This is a genomic window from Borreliella carolinensis (assembly GCF_032595855.2).
GTDB classification, from domain to species: Bacteria; Spirochaetota; Spirochaetia; order Borreliales; family Borreliaceae; genus Borreliella; species Borreliella carolinensis.
In genome coordinates this window covers 1-17,253 of record NZ_CP132456.1, presented here as the reverse complement: position 1 = coordinate 17,253, position 17,253 = coordinate 1, and the positions used below count along the sequence as shown (strand labels likewise).

21 protein-coding genes are annotated in these 17,253 nt (G+C 27.7%); 5 read left to right on the top strand and 16 right to left on the bottom strand.

What is annotated here, in order from left to right:
• Nucleotides 1-2: 2 nt before the first annotated feature.
• Both dbpB and dbpA read left to right on the top strand, forming a co-directional pair.
• Entirely contained in the window at nucleotides 3-557 is a 555-nt protein-coding gene (gene dbpB / locus QIA46_RS04635) for a decorin-binding protein DbpB (protein ID WP_317268630.1), read from the top strand.
• 123 nt (nucleotides 558-680) lie between these two features.
• A complete protein-coding gene (gene dbpA / locus QIA46_RS04630) occupies nucleotides 681-1,241 on the top strand; it encodes a decorin-binding protein DbpA (protein WP_317268629.1) in 561 nt (186 codons plus the stop codon).
• A 198-nt stretch (nucleotides 1,242-1,439) separates the two neighbouring features.
• Here dbpA and QIA46_RS04625 read toward each other — a convergent pair whose 3' ends face one another.
• The 14 genes from QIA46_RS04625 to QIA46_RS04560 form a co-directional block, all read right to left on the bottom strand.
• Complete coding sequence (locus QIA46_RS04625; protein WP_418905861.1) at nucleotides 1,440-1,883, bottom strand: DUF261 domain-containing protein; 444 nt, start codon at nucleotides 1,881-1,883, stop codon at nucleotides 1,440-1,442.
• A gap of 472 nt (nucleotides 1,884-2,355) precedes the next feature.
• A complete protein-coding gene (locus QIA46_RS04620) occupies nucleotides 2,356-2,901 on the bottom strand; it encodes a chromosome replication/partitioning protein (RefSeq protein ID WP_301341167.1) in 546 nt (181 codons plus the stop codon).
• Between the two features lie 29 nt (nucleotides 2,902-2,930).
• Nucleotides 2,931-3,683 carry a ParA family protein gene (locus QIA46_RS04615; RefSeq protein ID WP_301341166.1) on the bottom strand — a complete coding sequence of 251 codons (753 nt, stop codon included), beginning with the start codon at nucleotides 3,681-3,683 and terminating at the stop codon, nucleotides 2,931-2,933.
• Nucleotides 3,659-4,243 (bottom strand): DUF226 domain-containing protein, encoded by a 585-nt coding sequence (locus tag QIA46_RS04610; protein ID WP_317260591.1) that lies wholly within the window; start codon nucleotides 4,241-4,243, stop codon nucleotides 3,659-3,661. Before QIA46_RS04610 ends, QIA46_RS04615 begins: the two co-directional genes overlap by 25 nt.
• Before the next feature lie 55 nt (nucleotides 4,244-4,298).
• Nucleotides 4,299-5,495, bottom strand: a complete 1,197-nt coding sequence (locus QIA46_RS04605; RefSeq protein ID WP_317268627.1) for a plasmid maintenance protein — start codon at nucleotides 5,493-5,495, stop codon at nucleotides 4,299-4,301.
• A gap of 590 nt (nucleotides 5,496-6,085) precedes the next feature.
• Nucleotides 6,086-6,982, bottom strand: a complete 897-nt coding sequence (gene ospB, locus QIA46_RS04600) for an outer surface lipoprotein OspB (protein WP_317268626.1) — start codon at nucleotides 6,980-6,982, stop codon at nucleotides 6,086-6,088.
• Nucleotides 6,983-6,991: 9 nt separating this feature from the next.
• Nucleotides 6,992-7,813 (bottom strand): outer surface lipoprotein OspA, encoded by an 822-nt coding sequence (ospA, locus tag QIA46_RS04595; protein WP_317268625.1) that lies wholly within the window; start codon nucleotides 7,811-7,813, stop codon nucleotides 6,992-6,994.
• A 241-nt stretch (nucleotides 7,814-8,054) separates the two neighbouring features.
• Nucleotides 8,055-8,420, bottom strand: a complete 366-nt coding sequence (locus QIA46_RS04590) for a BBA14 family lipoprotein (RefSeq protein WP_317268624.1) — start codon at nucleotides 8,418-8,420, stop codon at nucleotides 8,055-8,057.
• A complete protein-coding gene (locus QIA46_RS04585; RefSeq protein ID WP_316256532.1) occupies nucleotides 8,410-8,835 on the bottom strand; it encodes a BlyB family putative holin accessory protein in 426 nt (141 codons plus the stop codon). The genes QIA46_RS04590 and QIA46_RS04585 overlap by 11 nt, the downstream gene beginning before the upstream one ends.
• Nucleotides 8,832-9,011 carry a BlyA family holin gene (locus tag QIA46_RS04580; protein WP_301341159.1) on the bottom strand — a complete coding sequence of 60 codons (180 nt, stop codon included), beginning with the start codon at nucleotides 9,009-9,011 and terminating at the stop codon, nucleotides 8,832-8,834. The genes QIA46_RS04585 and QIA46_RS04580 overlap by 4 nt, the downstream gene beginning before the upstream one ends.
• A gap of 22 nt (nucleotides 9,012-9,033) precedes the next feature.
• Nucleotides 9,034-10,080: a DUF685 domain-containing protein gene (locus QIA46_RS04575; protein ID WP_317268623.1), complete on the bottom strand. Its 1,047-nt coding sequence runs from the start codon at nucleotides 10,078-10,080 to the stop codon at nucleotides 9,034-9,036.
• Between the two features lie 95 nt (nucleotides 10,081-10,175).
• Nucleotides 10,176-10,802, bottom strand: coding sequence for a DUF735 family protein (locus QIA46_RS04570; protein ID WP_317268622.1), 627 nt, complete (start codon nucleotides 10,800-10,802; stop codon nucleotides 10,176-10,178).
• Between the two features lie 2 nt (nucleotides 10,803-10,804).
• Nucleotides 10,805-11,677 carry a DUF276 domain-containing protein gene (locus QIA46_RS04565; protein ID WP_317268621.1) on the bottom strand — a complete coding sequence of 291 codons (873 nt, stop codon included), beginning with the start codon at nucleotides 11,675-11,677 and terminating at the stop codon, nucleotides 10,805-10,807.
• The gene (locus QIA46_RS04560) at nucleotides 11,674-12,009 is read right to left on the bottom strand and encodes a contractile injection system sheath initiator (RefSeq protein WP_301341155.1); all 336 of its coding nucleotides are present in this window, start codon (nucleotides 12,007-12,009) and stop codon (nucleotides 11,674-11,676) included. Before QIA46_RS04560 ends, QIA46_RS04565 begins: the two co-directional genes overlap by 4 nt.
• 169 nt (nucleotides 12,010-12,178) lie before the next feature.
• On the opposite strand from QIA46_RS04560, the gene QIA46_RS04555 reads away from it, so the two are divergent.
• From QIA46_RS04555 to QIA46_RS04545, 3 genes are all read left to right on the top strand, one after another.
• Nucleotides 12,179-12,652, top strand: coding sequence for a BBA07 family lipoprotein (locus QIA46_RS04555; protein ID WP_316256530.1), 474 nt, complete (start codon nucleotides 12,179-12,181; stop codon nucleotides 12,650-12,652).
• Between the two features lie 401 nt (nucleotides 12,653-13,053).
• Complete coding sequence (locus QIA46_RS04550; protein WP_301341153.1) at nucleotides 13,054-14,307, top strand: hypothetical protein; 1,254 nt, start codon at nucleotides 13,054-13,056, stop codon at nucleotides 14,305-14,307.
• Between the two features lie 100 nt (nucleotides 14,308-14,407).
• Nucleotides 14,408-15,256, top strand: coding sequence for a S2/P23 family protein (locus QIA46_RS04545; protein ID WP_317268620.1), 849 nt, complete (start codon nucleotides 14,408-14,410; stop codon nucleotides 15,254-15,256).
• Between the two features lie 75 nt (nucleotides 15,257-15,331).
• Here QIA46_RS04545 and QIA46_RS04540 read toward each other — a convergent pair whose 3' ends face one another.
• Both QIA46_RS04540 and QIA46_RS04535 read right to left on the bottom strand, forming a co-directional pair.
• A complete protein-coding gene (locus QIA46_RS04540) occupies nucleotides 15,332-15,841 on the bottom strand; it encodes a BBA03 family outer surface lipoprotein (RefSeq protein WP_301341151.1) in 510 nt (169 codons plus the stop codon).
• A gap of 323 nt (nucleotides 15,842-16,164) precedes the next feature.
• Nucleotides 16,165-16,650 carry a P13 family porin gene (locus tag QIA46_RS04535; RefSeq protein WP_301341150.1) on the bottom strand — a complete coding sequence of 162 codons (486 nt, stop codon included), beginning with the start codon at nucleotides 16,648-16,650 and terminating at the stop codon, nucleotides 16,165-16,167.
• Between the last annotated feature and the right edge of the window lie 603 nt (nucleotides 16,651-17,253).

Here is a 17,253-nt window from a genome sequence, read left to right as displayed (position 1 = left end):
AAATGAAAAAATTAAATTTAATAGCTATAGCTTTGTTTTTTACTCTATTGGTTGCATGCAATGTTGGACTAATAGAAAAAACAAAGCTAGTGCTTGAATCATCCTCTAGAGATTTAAAAAATAAAATTTTAAAAATCAAAAAAGAAGCCACTGATAAGGGCGTGCGTTTTGAAGCTTTTACAAAAAGTAAAACTGGCTCTAAAGTGACAAATGGTGGGCTTGCATTAAGAGAGGCAAAAATACAGGCCATTGGCGAAACAGAAAAGTTTCTCAAGATAATAGAAGAAGAAGCTTTAAAAATTAAAGAAACTGGTAAAAGTAGTCAATTCTTGGCTATGTCTGACTTTATGCTTGACATTGTAGAATCACTAGAAGAGGTTGGAATAAAAGATGTAAAAACCCGTGTTTTAGAGGGCACTAAAAATACCCCTATAAACACGGCCGAAAAATTGCTTGCGGTTAAAGTTCAAATAGAAAATCAACTAGAAGCAATTAAGGCAAAACAAAATCTTGAAAATGAGGAGAAAAAAAATAATAACAGCAAAAAAAAGAAATAAATATTAAAAATATTGTCATTAGAATGGACTAAAAATAAAATTTTTAGCTCGTCCTAATATTTACAATTTAATAATATTAATATTGATTTGCTGCTTTTATTAAAATTCAAAAAAGGATAAGTTATGAATAAATATCAAAAAACTTTCAAAATCTTTAATTTTAAAAATTTACTTAAACTAACTTTACTTGTTGCCCTGTTTATATCATGTGGCTTAACAGGAGAAACAAAAATTATATTAGAACGAAGAGTTCAAGATATTACAGATAAAATAGATCAAATCTATAAAGCAGGCGCTTTAAAGGGTATAAAATACGAAGATTTTACCAAAACACAAACAGGTGGCAAAGTATCCGGACAGCCGGAATTTATAAGAGAAGCAAAACTACAAGCTATTAAAGTAGCAGAAAAATTTTTAACAGCGATCGAAGAGGAAGCTAGCAAACTTAAAGAAATTGGAAGTAGTGGTGAATTTTCAGCAATGTACGACTTAATGTTTAATGTCTCAAAATCATTACAAAAAATTGGAATACAAAGAATGTCAAAAACAGTTACAGATGCAGCTGAAAAATATCCCACAACTACAGCTGAAGGAATACTTGAAATTGCAAAAGCAATGAACATAAAATTACAAAATGTTAAAACAACAAACTCTAAAAAGAATGGTAATGCTAACTCCAAATAAACACCATTTTTATAATCAGTTTAAAACAAAAACCCAACCAAATCCATCTGGTTGGGTTTGGTCTTATAATTTAAATACTGGCTTGCAATTAAAATCAACAAATATTAAACTTTTCACCCGACAATCAAGACATAAAATATGTTAAGGCTAAACCAATTCACCCAAAAGGCTTAAAATTTAAAAATACAATTAATCTTTTCAAACAAAATAATTAAATATTCTTTTTGATATTATTTGAAATTTCTTTCCTTTGGGCTTTAAATCAAGGCTGTCGTAAAGAACCTTATTATTATCCATTACAAGAAAATGCACAAACACTTGACCTTTAAGCTTAACCTGTGTTATTTCAAACTCTCTGCCAGTTTTGGGCAAATAAAGAGAACTCTCATATCTAACCTTAGAAAATATTTTATAACATCTGAGAATTTCACATGGATTTAAAATATAACAATCATTTCTAATGTAGCCTAATTTTAAAAACCGCTGATAATTTAAATTAACGTCTTTTGGCGTAAAATCAAAACCCTTTAAAACAAATATCCAATAGTGCAAAGATAAAAAATAACATCCGGACTTTTGAATGTCTTTAAACAATTCTGCATCGCTTTGTAATATTTTCTCAATAAACATTTTTAAATACACAATTTTTAAATTTAATTTTTAAATAATTAAACATTTCTGATAAATTTTTATTTAAACCTTAGAATCCAAAAGCTTAATAAGAAAACATTCGGGTTTTAAGAATCTTTAATATATTAGAACCAAGCCACTCAAACCCATTGTGTTTAATGACAAAAGTTTTTAACAATTTGCAGTATTCTTTCCTTTTGATCTTATTAAGCCTTTTCATCTTAACCCCTAATATAAGTTTTTTACTAATACTATAGTATAAAAAAAATTATGTTTTGTAAATACTTTTCTAAATTTTTCTAAAATTAATATTAAAAAATAAAAATTTTCATTTAAAAGTTAAAGGGTTTATTGGAATTTCTTTTAAAAGAATCCCCAATAAACCCTTTAAGGTAACAGGTCCTTATATTAAGAGCGACACATTGCGTGTCAGTCTGTACCTATAAAGTATACACTAACTTTTCAAGTTTTGCAAATAAATATTTTATTTTCGTTTATTTCTTAAAGTTTCAAATTCTTTTATTATTTTTGATAAAAAATCTTTTTCTTCAAAAAAAATTTTTTCCAAAAGAAAGCCTGTAAGCTTTGCATTTTTTTTATAAAAAGAATAAGCTTCTTCCTTTTTAAGCTGAAATCTTAGTGGTTTTATTGGGTTTTGGTTGGATTTTTTTAAACTTGGACTTTCTTTTGTTTTAAGAAGGCAAATTGTATCGTTGATTCCGTTTTTAACTACATATTTTTCTTCAATTAAACCTTCTTCTATTGCTGTTGCAATTTTAAGATATTTATATGTTTGAGTTCTGGCAAGTCTATAATCTTTTGCAAAATCATCAAAACTAGAATAGTTATCAAGTTTATAATATTCTTTGTCTTTAATTTCCTTTAAAACCTTCATTGCTTCTAATTTGCAATAAATTTCTTTTTGGAAATTAATGTTTAATTTTTCTTTAAGCTTATTATAATGAATAAGCGCCTGTTCTTCTTCTCTAACGCTCTCAGATAAATTTCTTTTATTTATCTTTATTTCCACCTGTCTCCTCCTTTACAATCTGAGTACACTTAGTGTACGTAACTTGATTTATTTAAAAACGCCGTGAGTGTATTTTGGTACTCTATTATGTAATCCTTCGTCAAATCAAATCTGTCATTTTTTGCTATTCTTTTATTTAAATCTTCTCTCTCAGATATTGTGCCTAAAAAATTACTATTTTTCTCTAAAACTCTTAAAAGTTCTCTGTGCGTGTTGTTTTTTTTAAATTTAGTATTGATTAAATACATCGGCAAAGTCAATAATAACTTGTTCATGAAAAAAGTAAACAAATCTAAACTTTCAACGGCCCATTTCTCTGCTGTTATTGGTATTATTATGTAATTGCTGCACACAAGAGCATTTGTTAGGGTAAAATCTAAGCTGGGATTTGTATCAAGTATTATATAATCGTAATGATTGCTTATTAACTTTAGCTGTTCTTTTAATTTAAATTCTTTATATGGAATGGATTCTGAATTAAATTTATGTAATGTTAAATAGCTTGGAATTAAATCCAAATTTTCGTTGATTGTTATTATTGCATTGTCTATATGCAAATTTGATATTAATACCTCATATATATTTTTATTTATTAAATCTACATTATTGTCTTTGATTTTATTGAAAAAATAGCTTGTTGTTGAAGCTTGTGTGTCAATGTCTATTAAAAGAACCTTACATTTGATTGAAAGCAATGTGGCAAAAATTAAACTTGTTGTGCTCTTGCCAACACCACCTTTTATGCTTGCAACTGTTATTACTTTTGTCTCTTTTTTATCCATTCAGGAATAATTCCCCCTTTTGCCAATTTTTTGCTATAAAAAGTGTAGAGTTCGGTTTCTAGTTCTAAAATGATATTTAAAAGTGTGTTGTAATAGGGGCTGTCGACCCTATCTTTTTTAAGTAAAATATGAAGACCGTTTAAATAACAAAAAACAGAACCTTTTTTAAACTTAAATTCAATGTATTCACATTTCCTAAGAGTGTATGTTTCTTTCTTATTGAAATTCTTTACAATAAATGCCTTATCAAGCTTTCTTATTCCATAATAAATTCCCATGAATTCATCATCTTCTCTTATAGAAAATAAATGAAACATACTTATGTCTTCTATATTGAAGATTCCTCTTAAAGAAATGAAAAATTTCGTAGGTTCATTTTTGCTTATTCCAAATGTATAAAAGTCATTAAAGATTTTAGTATGGTATATCTTTCTACCTTTAACCTCCTCAATCTTAGAAAAAACATTGGCCTTTTCCCCCTTTTGGGACTTTGGTTTGTTGTCTGTGCTTAATTTTAATTCTTTTTGTTTTTGCTTTAATCGTTCAAGTAAAGCCGTCATTTTTTTCCTTTTTCCTTAATAGTAAAGCCAAACTGTACATTTTCTTTCTAATTTGCTAGCTCACTATTTCAATTAAATTATTATAGTAGGAATTGTCAAATACCTTGCTATATTTAAGGTCAGGCTCATTCTCAATGAATTTTTTTAAAGTAGGGATTAACTTATCTTCATCTACTTTATGCCTTAACTGTTCTAATAATATACTAAAAATGTTGTTTTTTATACTTTTTAACTTTAGCATTTTGTTTTGAATTTTGGGAATCTCTGTTTTTGCTCTTTTGACTAAATTATCTAAATCTGGATATTTTTTATATTCTATTATGAAATGTGGTTTTATTTTGTAAATTTCGTATGTTTTGCTAAAAAACTTCTTAAGATCTTCTTTTTTATATTGTTCATTTTCTAATTCTTTTATTTTATTTTCAATTATTTTCTTTAAAATTTCTTTTTTGTTTTTAGATTTTTTATCTGTTTCTTTTATTTTGTTTATTGTTTTTTTATATCCACTGTTTTTGAAAAATTTGCATAGGTATCCTGGGTTGTTTACATTTTCTTTTATTGCACTTGATATGTGCTTTTCAATGTTTCTAGGATCTATTTCTTTAAGGTCATTTTCAATGTTTTTTAGATTTCTTAAGTGATGTATTTTAATGATGTTTGTTGTCTTTAAATCCAGTATTAGAGACGGAATTTTTGTTTTGAAGTTACATTTGCTTAAATATTTTTTTATTTTTTCGTTATTTGTTGTTTTTTTGGAATTTTTGTGTATACTTCTATATTCTTTATATTTATATATATTATTAGTATTATTAATACACTCCCATTTAACACTACTATTTATTTGATAAAATTTTTTTATTCTTTGTGTAAATTCGTTAATTTTATTGATTACTTTTTCTTTAAAGTATGTGTTAATTATTAAATAGCATTTTTCTTTTTTGTATTTAAGTTTATAATAAGTTTCACTCCCAGAATTTTTCCCCAAATGTTTACAGTAGTTTAGTGTGACTTTGAATTTTTTATCTAGTATGTATAAATAGTTTTGCAGTGTTTTGAGTTTTATGGGGTTTTGTTTATTTCTTTCAAGGTTTTTGTTTAAAAAATAAAGTATGTTTTTTTGTGTGTATTTTTTAAAGTTTAAGTTGATAAAGTTAAGAGTAGAGATTAATACAATCAAATTATGTTGGAAGTTCCTTGTAGTTTTCTTTGTCTTTTTTGTAGTGTTTTGTGCTTTTTGTTTTAATGTTTTCAATTTTATACTCCTAATATAAGTAGTTTCTTTAATTATAACTTAATTAATAGTACAGTTTCTTAAAAAAGTAAAGTATTTTTATATAAAAAATATAAAAAAAAGTATGTTTAATGCATATTTGTTAAATATACTTTACAAAAGTAAGTTTTTGTAATAAAATATTATCAGTAATAAACTTATATTAGGAGTAAATTATTTTTACGCGTTAATTTTTATTTAAAATAGTGAGATGATTAGCGATGGGTTTAATTTTATTAAGAATTGAAATTATTTTATTTATTTATCCTTCATTCAAGAGTTAGGCTTGAGTGAAGGAATTAACCCTGTTAATTTGCTTAAATTTTAGCTATGCATTCAGTTTATTGGCGCTTTATATTTTGATTTTAAATATTTAGAGATTTAAAGTTAAAGATTAAAACTCTAAGCGGTTTGACTTGTTATTGTTATGTTTTCTCTTTTTAAAAGAGAAAAAGTCTCCTAAGAGACTTTTTCTAGAAGTAACAAATTGAAAAATATATAAATTCAATTTTTAGGTTGTAATAAACCCTTCCTACATTGGCTTTTGCCTTGTAGGGGGGTTTACTTATATATTATTTTAAAGCACCTTTAAGTTCTGAAAGGTTTTTAATTTCAGCTGGTTTACCTTCAAGGGTGGTTCCTGCTGAGTCATAATTTTGCACTGTAATTGTACCGTCTGTTAAGAATACTAGATCCTTAGTTTTTTTGCTGTCAGCACTAATTGTTAAGGTGCTAGTAGTTTCTTGCCAGGTAGCTGTTTTTTTAGTAGAACCAGATGCAGTATCATTCAAATAAACTTTTACTTTTCCATCTTTTTCAATTTCTCTTGTAAGAGTAACAGTGCCTTCTGTTAGTTTTAATGTTGTTTTTCCACCTACAAGATTTCCTTCAAGCTTAATGCCATTTTTTAGAGTTTCTACTGCTTTTGTGGCATTGTCAGCATCTGTCATTTGTGAGTATTCAAGTATAGTTTCGTTTGATCTTGTTAATTTTTTTGAGTCTAATTTGTTAGCTTTGAGAGTTTCCTCTGTTATTGACCCATGTTTTACAGTAACTTTACTTGAAGCTTTTATTCCAGAGCTGTCAAATGTTTCTAAAGTTACTGTGTTTAGATCGTCAGAAACTGTTAATTTTACTTTACTCTTGTCAGCTTTTACGCCTTCAAGGCTTCCAGAACCCTTGTTTTTATCGGAAGTTCCTTTAAGCTCAACCTGATCAATTATTGTTCTTAAATCGTATTTACCGGAGCTATTTTTTTCTTTACTTACGAAAATTTCATTACCACTGAACAAAGACACTGTGTCTTCTGTCACCGCAGGAAGGGCTTGTTTAGCGTCTTTTGGCGCCTTGCTTGAGTCAATAAGTTCTTGATCATTGTACTTTTGAGAAGTATTTTTTGGCTCAGCACCTTTTTGTGCACATCCTATTAAAGCTAACGCTAAAGCAAATCCTGTTAAATATAGTCTCATAAATTCTCCTTATTTTAAAGCGTTTTTAAGTTCATCAAGTGTTTTAATTTCGACTGCTGTACCTTCCAAGTTGGTTCCTGCTGAGTCGTATTTTTGTACTGTAATTGTGTCTTGTTTTGTAAATACAAGGTCTTTGGTTTTTTTGCTGTTTACGATAATTGTTAAAGTTGAAGTTCCTGCATCCCATTTTCCAGTTTTTTTAGTAGCTTGAGCGCTGTCAGTGTCATTAAGCTCAGCTGTTACTTCTCCGGATTTTGAAATGTGCTTACTTAAAGTAACAGTTCCTTCTTTAACTGTCAGTGTTGCTTTTTCAGCAGTTAGAGTTCCTTCAAGAACATATTCTTTTAAAGTTTCTTTAGCTTTTCCGGATCCATCGTTTTTAATTTCTGTGTATTCAAGTCTGGTTCCGTTTGCTCTTACCATTGTTTTTTCAGATAATTCGCCTTTGTCATTGAACTTTTCTTCTGTTGATGACTTGTCTTTAGAAGTTGTTTTTTTTGACACGAATGTTTTGCCATCTTCTTTTAAAACTTCAAGTGTAGTTGTGCTGAGATCTTCAGAAACTGTTAATTTTACTTTGCTTTTGTCAGCTTTTACGCCTTCAAGTACCCCAGATCCATTGTTTTTCTCAGAAGTTCCTTTAAGCTCAAGATTGTCTACTGTTGCCATTAGACTGTACTTACCATCTTTGTCTTTTTCTTTACTTACAAGAACTTTCATTTCACCAGGTAAATCTACTGAAACGCTGTTTTTCTCGTCAAGGCTGCTAACATTTTGCTTACATGCTATTAAAGCTAATATTAGACCTATTCCCAATAAATATTTTTTCATAATATATTCTCCTTTTATATTAATATAACTTAATACAAATATAATTATAGTATAAGATTAATAAATAACAAATAGAAAATTGAAAAAAAATAAAATGATAATGACTTTAATTGAAATTTAGTTTTAATTAAGTTTAGTTTTAATTAAGTTTAGTTTTAATTGAGTTTGATTTTAATATAGGTTTTTATTTTTTAAAAAAGTCCCGCAACCGGGACTTTTAGGAAAAAGAAATTAAATGTTTTTAAGGTATATTTTTTGAGTATTTTTTGTAAATTTGCATTGCAATTGGTTTTATTTTGTCAATGTGATTTTTTAAAGCAGCAATGTTTGTTTTGATTGATTTTAGAGTTTGGGCTTTTTCTAATTTGCTTGTGTCAAAAAGCGTAAACTCAGGATAATTTTTATTATTTACTTTTTGTTTAGTCTTCACAAGAAATGTTTGTAAGTACATAAGATAGCTTGAAAGATGAGCTTCATATAAGCTTAAGGCCCTTAATGTTGACTCTTTTGGGGATGATGGCTCTTCTGGAAGGCTTGCTATTGTAGAGCATGAAAAGATTATAAAAATATTTAATAAAAACAAAAAAGGAAAATTTTTAATTTGCAATTTTATCTCCTTTATCTTCTTTTAAGTTTTGGGTTTTGTTGCTAGTATTTCTTGGATTTTCTGAGAACTCTTTTATTTCTTCTTGGAGTGCTTGGGTTTTGATTGCCATTAGCTCGTTTCTCTCTTCTCTTAAATGTTCAATAATACTTAAATCTCTCTCATCATTAATGCTTGATATAAGTTGAGTAATTTTATTGTTAACGTTTTCAATTTCATTTAATATTTTTAATGATTCTTCCTTTTCAAGGGTTGTGATTTTGTCTTTGTAGATGCTCATTATTAAATTGTAAAGATTAAGTCCTAAATATATTCCCTTTTCCACTTTGACTTCTGTTGGAGAATCGCTGCTTTTTAGAAAATCATATAAATTATTTAAAGCCTCAATTCCAGAGTTGATATTCATTTTACTATTCATTTTTTTCCCTTTTTATTTGTATTTTTTAAAAATTTTTTAATAAGAAAATTTAAATTTTCTCTAAACGGTGGCTTTATTGCGAAAATCATTGGCAATATTGCAAGCACAATAAATCCTCCTAATATAATTAGTTTTGTATTGTCAATTGTTGACAAAAAAATAAGTATTGTATCCATAAATATCTCCTTTTATTTATTTTTATACTTTGTTTAAAATTGGCATTTCTTCTCCCATGCTTAGTTTGCCCGATCCAACGTAGTACCAGCCATTGTAGATTGGCGTTTTAAGTGTGGGCATGTTTTGGGAAGAAAATGAAGCTATTAGAATTTTTGCAGAGCTTTTTTCAAATTGAAGGTAAAATTGTTTATTGTCATCTTCTGTTGAGCTTGAATGTCTGATTTCTGCATCTATTTGTAAGTAAATATAACTATCTTTGTATGATTCGCTTATTACAATTGATGTACTGCTTCTGTTTTTAAGCACAACGGTTGTAGCTTTGTTCTTGTATTGGAATTCTATTATTGTAGCATCGTCAATTATTGTGTGTAGCCCCCCAAAGTCGCGGGGTTTTCCTTGCCACCAAATGGGAATGTCTACAATTTGTGGAATTTCATTTTGATAACAGCTTACAAGCTGTTCATTTTTTGTATCAAGAGTTTGTTTGGGGATTGATTTAAAAGAGTTTCTAAATTTGTCTGTAAAATCTTTTATTTGCACGTAATTTGTTAGGTCGCTTTTGAGTTTGTTTATTTCTTCTTTTTCTGCAAGAATTTCTTTTAAACTTTCAATAAAGATTTCAAATTGAATAAGTTCAATGTCTTTTGTGTCTGAGTTGTAAATTGAAATTTTGTTTGAAGATGGTTTTGTGTTTGTGTGTTTTAAGCTTTCAATAAATGTAGATTTGATTTTTCTAAAAACAGTATCAAAATCTATGTTTTCGGGCATGTTCTCAGGCGGTGCGCTTAGCTCTAAAAGCTTTGAAATTACTTTAATGTAAATATTTTTTATATATTCTTTGTTTTTTAAAAGCTCCTTGCTAATTACGGCATTTATTGCTTTTTTAAAGCACCCAAATTCGTTGTTATAAAATGTATCGTTTTGTATTTGTTCTAGGAGGTGTTTGTATGTGATTGCACAAGTATCTTCTACTATGTCATCAATAGGGATAAGATCGCTTTGATTAACTTTTGTTTTTCTGTTTAAGTCTTTTATTTGTACGCTTTCTTGTGGTTCGTTGGTATTCATAAATTCTCCTTTTAAATTTCTTAGGTTTTTAATTCTGCAATTTTTTAATTTTTGCAATTTTTAAATTACTATTTACACGCTATTTAAGCAGTAGATCAAAAAAAATGATCTGCTGTGCTAAAGTTTTTTGTTCTTGTGCTTTTTATTTCTATTTGTTTTTTGTCTATTATTTTAACTATCCTTCCTGTAGGAACTAATATTTTAATAAATTCATATACTGAGCTTTTGTAATCTTTGGGCATGTAGTTAGAAGTTAGAGTTTTTTTAAATCCCGCGTGTTTTGCGGTTATTTTTTTTAGCTTGTTTTGATTTTTTGCTGCAATATTAAATTCAATAGGGGATTTAATGTTTCCCAGCAATTTTATTATTATTTCTCCTGGAGCGTTTTCGTTTGAGCCGACTTCTACATTTGCGTGTAAAAAAGCTTTAAAGAGTACAATAAAGCTCTCGTCAGTGCCAATAGACTTTATTGCAAAAATAATGGCATCTAAAAAGTTGACAAGATTTTTATCCAGCTCTTTTTTAAAGTGAAATGCATTAAATATTGAAAGCATTAACAGTGCAATGTATTTGGAGTTAATGCTCTTTTTAACGTTAATTGTGTTGAAGTTTGCAAGCAGTTCTTTCAGTTCTCTTAATATCTCTTTTTTGTAATCAAGTTCATTGCAAATGAATTTTTCAATTTGGGTATTTTCTAAAAATTTTGGTATTTCTTTATTCATTTTTATTCTCTGTTAATAAGTAATCTTTTGTTTGTATCAAAAATAATAATTTCATCCTCTTTGGCGTTTTCGTCTTTGTTGAATGTAAAATCATTGTCATTAAGTTGTGTGATTTTTTTTGTATCATCACTTTTAATGCAAATTCCGATTTTCAGTTCTTTTATTCCCCGGATAATGCTAACTGGCGCAAGAAAGTCTTGATATCTAAGAGATGTCCCCATTTCAATGTATTTGTCGGTTAATATTTTGTTATAAATGTCTCTAATTTGGGCATCTATTTCTTTGTAGATTGCGTCTTTTGCTTCTGTTTTGTAGATCGCTTTAAGATATGCATATTTCTTCTTGCCTAAGCTGAATTTGTATGTTTTTTTTTGGTTGTGTTTGTTTAAAAACTCAATCTCAATCTCGCCTTTAAAAACTGTTCCGCTTGGTGCTGTATAGTAGATTGCTTGCCAAATATTTTCTTTAGTTTCAATTTTAATTTGCTTTTTTTCTTGGTCTTTAAAGCAATCGTCTTGTAGTATTAAGTAGAGATTAATTGTTCCAGGCCCACTTAAAATATTTATGTGTTTAACCCCCTCAACATTTAGCAGAGCCCTTCTTATTGCTTCATAAGTTGAGCTTTTAGGTGTGCTTAGGTCTTCTTTGAGTGCATTAAAATAGCTTCCATTTTCTTTAATTTTGGAAAAAAGCTCTTTTAAGACTTCTGATATTTGTTTGTCAATGCTTGAGCTTGGAAAGTTTATTATGTCGTAAATTGAATTGTCTTTAATGTTTATTCCGTATTTTGTTCTAAGCATATGTTTTTTTTCGTTTTGAATTTCTTCTATTGTTTTTTCCAATATTCCTAAGTTTTTATCAAAAATTATACTCATATTTTAAAATCCATTTTTAAAGTGTCTTTTCCTAAAAAGAAAAAATTTATTGTTATTGTTTTGTTTTTAATGCTTGTCCTTACGTTAATAAGGTCTATTTTGAGTTCTTTTGAAAGGTTTAAAAAAAAATTTTTAATAGATTCTAGTTTGTTAGCTTTGCAAAGTTTAACGTAAAAGCTGTAGTCAAGCCCATAATTGGGATTTTCTTTTAAACTGCCTTTTGGAGTCTTAAGATAAAAAAATAAACGCTGTTTTTGTTCTTCAACGTTTTCTATTAACTTAAGATCGTTATTAAATACTATATTAAATTTTTCGTCAATTTTAATTTCCATTTTTAACTACCAAAGTCATTCTAGCATATTTTATTTGATATTTCTATAAACTTTTACAAAATGTTTATTATTTTAAATGTTGAGATATATTATAATTTATATTTTTTTTAAAAAAGTTTATTTAATTTTTAAATTTAAATATTTGCGTAATCGCAGTGTGGGAGACTGTATGAAAAATATTTTATTATTTGTTATTTTATTGTTCTTTTCTTGTAAAGAATTTAATTATTCTGATCTTAGGAGAAGATCCTCAAAGCTTTTAAATACTTCTGATAGCACGGCAAATAAAGAGCTTAAAATGTCTTTTGTAGACTCTTTAAATGATGACCAAAAAGAAGCTTTGTTTTTTCTTGAGCAGGTGGTTCTTGATAGTAGGCCAGATAAGTTTAATCAAATTTTTAATTTAAATGAAGAGAAAATAAAAGAAATGCTTGCTACTGTTGTTAAGTGTTTGCAGGCCAAAAGAAAGGCCAAAATGAACCTTGAAAGCTCAAATGATCCAAATGTTGCTAATGCCAAGCAGCAGTTGTTACAGGTTGAAAAAACCTACATAGACAATGTGCGACAATCTTTTATGACTACTAAAAACATTGAAGAGGCTTGCAATCTTGTTAAAAACTATGATCCATCCGCTTCGTTTTAGCTTTTTTACTTTAATCAACTCTTAGATTAACTCTTACTGCAAGAGTTAATCTTTCTGTTTATGTTTATTTTGTTGTAGATATGTCTAAATTTGAAAATTTAAATTTCTATGATTTGGGTTGATATTAATGATTTTAATTTATCTGTGTAATTTATAAATTATTAAATAATCTAGATTATTAATACTTATTTGCTTTAAAGGGTAGTAATTGGATTAATTTGGGCTTTAAACTTTATTTAAGTTGTTTTAAATAGGTTTTTTATTTTAAAAAACAAATTCTTAAAACAACAACAAGCCTAATTCTTTTTGTAATAAGAAATAATGTAATTTATACATTTAGTGTATGTAAAGTGAGCTATATTTTTATTTAAACCAATAATTAAATAGAGGAAATTTAATTTATGAATAAAATAGGAATTGCAGTTATTATTAGCTTTCTGGTTTTTGTTAATTGTAAGGGCAAATCTTTAGAAGAAGATTTAAAAAGTACCACTTATGAAAATAAGCAAAATTTAATAGGCAATGAAAAAAAATCTTTAGATTCTGGAAACAATAGGCTTAAAGATTTTAGTTTAAGCAATTTGAAAAATAAAAAGAATGATCAAGCATTAAGCAAATCTAAAGGCTTTAAAAAGGATTTGCAAACTTTAAGAAATTCTGAAAATTTAATGCCCAACACCTCGGAGCAGTCGAGCAATGATTTTGACGGTTTAGATAATTCTAAATCTTTGCAAAAAACTTCTTCAAAGCACAATATTGGCAAATCAAGATATGGTAAAGCTTTGCTGAAAAATGATCATGATGAGATTTGGATTCCCCATTTAAGTTCGGAAGAGGTCAAAAATTTTGAGTTTTTCAAGAAATCTTTGCAAAATGATGAGAATAGATATGCTCTTGGTGGATGGCTTTTAAACAATGATGAAGTGCTGGCAAAATATAGATACAGCGAAAAAGATGTTAATCAGTTTTTGATTGATATAGGGAAAAAGCGTTGGGAAGATTTGTCTTCTAAAATGAGCACCTTGGTGCGATTGATTGAAAATTATTCTGATAAGAGCGATAGGGAAGATGAAATGTCTCTTTTAGATATGAATTTGTGTCAACAGTTTTATCTAACCAAGATTAATGCCGGCGGTTCGGGCACAGACATTCTTGTTGCTCTTGAAAAAACAATCGATCAACAAATTGGCAGTGTTAGCAAAGAACTTCTTGAATTAAAAAATTTTTCTCTTACTACAAAGTCAGAGCTTGATTGGCATTTAAATTGGAAACGCAATTTAACAGACGAAGAAGAAGAAATTTTGCAATGTTGCAGGGTTTTGCTAGACGGAGAATTAGATTTTGAAAATGTTGACGATTTGTTTAAAAGGCTTGGAAAGGAATATTCTAGATTGATATTAAGAAAGCTAGAAGAAATAACATTAAATTACGATGTTAATAGGTTTTTAAAAGAAATGGAAAAATCACGTAAATCTTTCAAACAAGCATTAGGCTCTGTTGGCAATAAAAGCAAAAGAGTTTTGATTTTTAAAGTTAGAAGCTCTCTTTTAGAAATTTTTAAACTTTATTACAACAATATTGGCAAGAATAAAAAACTTTATGATTATATAAATCGAATGTTAAACAGCTTGATAAAAGAGATTAGCCGGCGTTAAATTTTTAATTTTGATTTTTTTGTTAATTGATCTACATTTTCTTCTAATACTCTAATTTAAAAACTTTAAATATTAGATAAAAATTTAAAGGGGGAGCGTTTTGAAAAGAGTCATTATATCTTTTGTAGTTTTAATTCTAGGGTGTAATTTAGATGATAATTCAAAAATAGAGAGAAAGAGTAGTAGTAGGTTTATTGGAGAAAGTGGAGTAAATAGGCTGGATCAAGAAAAAAGAGCTTTTGGATCGATGAATTTTGGGGGTTTTTCTGAAGATTCTGATGTAGTTTATAATTTCCAAAATTATGATACTTTAAAAGCTCTTGAGAATAAAAATAAATTTATCGATTACTCTAAAATAGAGTTTTTAGAAGGAGTAAAATCAATAAATGTTTTTATTTGGCCGGTTCACATTCGTTGGATAAAAATTAAAGCTAGAGATTTGTTTGGGGAGCGCGGAGATTTTATTAAAGAACTTAGTGGCATTAAATATTCTTACCTTCTTTCTCCTGTTGATGGAGGATATCTTTCTTATGCCATGCCTTTAATAATTTTTGAAACTACTAGAGAGAGTGATCCGCTTTATTCTATTTCTGGGTTTAAGCTAATAAGCAAGGGAAGTGATATAAACTTTAATGAAAATAAAGGCGGATTTTTTGGGGGACTTCCAATGTCTGAAAAATCAGTTGAATCTGGGCTTGTAACCGCATATCCTTTTGGTTCTAGCGATGCCAAAAAAGTGGTTGAGGCTTTTGTTTCTCTTTATAATAATGGAACTTGGAGCGATATGATTGCCGAGATTACCATTAAGTCCAAACAACATCCAAAAAATGAAAAAGTTTACAGAATTTCACTTGATTCTCAGCTTTTTAATGTTACTATGAAAAAAATAATTGAAAAATATCCTAATATAAAAAGTGCAAGTTTTGCATTTAATTCTTTGATTAACTAAAAAGTTATTTTAAAAGCTAGCAGTTTTAAACCACTAGCTTTTTTAAATTAATTATAAATTTTAGCCTTGGTTTGGCTATATAGTATCTTTAAGAGTGTTAAGTATGGTTTTGGAATCTGCTTGATTAAAAATCCCATCAAATCCACTAGCAAGTATGCTTTTATAAGTATTTAACTCTTCAGAATCTTTTTCTTTCATATCTTTATTTTCTTTGATTTTTGCAAGCAGTTCTTTTATTTCATCTTCTTTGAGATCTGATAGAAATTTTTGCACAAACTCTTCTATTTTGCTTTCATCTCCACCAGTATTTTTAAAATGTAAGCCAATATTTGGGTCTACTAGTTTTTCTTTTAATAAGTTTGTTAAAAATGTTAGTGTTTCTTTTTCAGTGTTGTTTAAATTTAATCTACTTATTAATTTTTCCAAAGGTGTTGCTTTGCTAAATTCAATCCTATCCTCATCAACTAGATTTGAGCTGGATTGTGATTTTTCATCTAGATTGTTGGCTGGCTCGGTATCATTACTTTTGTTTTTACAATTAAGCATAAATGCCAATATTATAAATACAATAATTGTTTTTTTCAAAATAGTCTCCTTAAAAAGTATTTTAATTATTAATAATTAGTAATTATAGCATGTTAATAGTATGTTTAGAACATTTTAATTAATAATTGTTATTATTAGTTATTAAAAATATTATAATAATTTATTATTAAAAATAATTTATTAATTAGGTTGAATATTGCGAGATTAAGATTGCAAGAGCTTTTGTATTTTAAAGGGGAATGGAGGCATTTTAAGTACAATTGATAAGCCAACAGAGAGAGTATTAACGGAAATACTTTCTTTGTTGGCAAATTTATTTTTAATTTTAAATTAAATCGTAAAAATTGTTATCCAATATTTATTTAATAATTTTTTTTAAACAATAATTGGAATCCGTTTATTCCAAGGCCAAAATGGGGCTCAAACCCTGCAAGCTCAGCGCTGAGTCTTTTTTTGAGATTTTCGTTGTGCCTATTCGCAAATGTGAATGGGATAATAAGTGAAGCTGTGTAGGATGTTAAAACCATGCTTGCTCCTACTCCTATTAGTATGTATCCGGTTAATTGTGCTTCACGATGGTTAAGAATCATTCCAGTTCCCCAAAGTATTGCTCCTAATAAATTAAATCCAAGCACTGAGCCTCCGCCAATATAATCTCCTTGGACAAATGATCCTATTCCAAAAGGCAAAAATAAATTTAAAAGGAAAGGTCCGATTGGATTTTTTTTCTCTTTATCGTATTTATTAAAACTTTCAATGCCTTTTTCAATTCTGCTTTGTGTATCTTTTGTGGCAAAGATTTGTATTGTCAGCCCAAAAATTAATATTAATATGAAAATTTTTTTCATGTTTTTATTATCTCCTAATAGTAAGCGTTGACAAGTAAAATATTAGCGCATTTTATAATAAATTAATATCAGCTTGTTTGTTTAGTAATAGATTTTTTAAAAATTTTTAAGCTTAAGAAGATAAATATAAAGTAAAAGAAGATTTTTAAAAAGCTCAATTTAGATGTAAAAAGCAAGTTTTAAAAATGTAAACCATTAATTAAAAATTATTTTGCGAGAATAATACTATCTACCAGTTATCCACGTTATTTGGGATTTTTTGACCAAGAAGGTAAAGATAAAAGAGTAAATCTTCTAGCTTTAATAAAACTGAAAGAAAGGTGGTGTGATTTTAGGTTCAATGGGCTTTAGGCTGTTTTAAAACTTTGAGTTTTATTGTATTTATTTTTTGTTGTGAGCTTGGATTATTATTTTTATACTTTAATTTTCTAATTCGTTTTTATGTTTATGTAATTTTTAATTACTAATTCAAATTAATGTTTACAATTATATTTTTAATAAAAGTTTTTAATAGATATATTCGTATTAAAAAGCAAAATTGTATTTATTATTGATACGCACTGTCATATTTTACATATCAAGATTACAAAACAATATTTATTA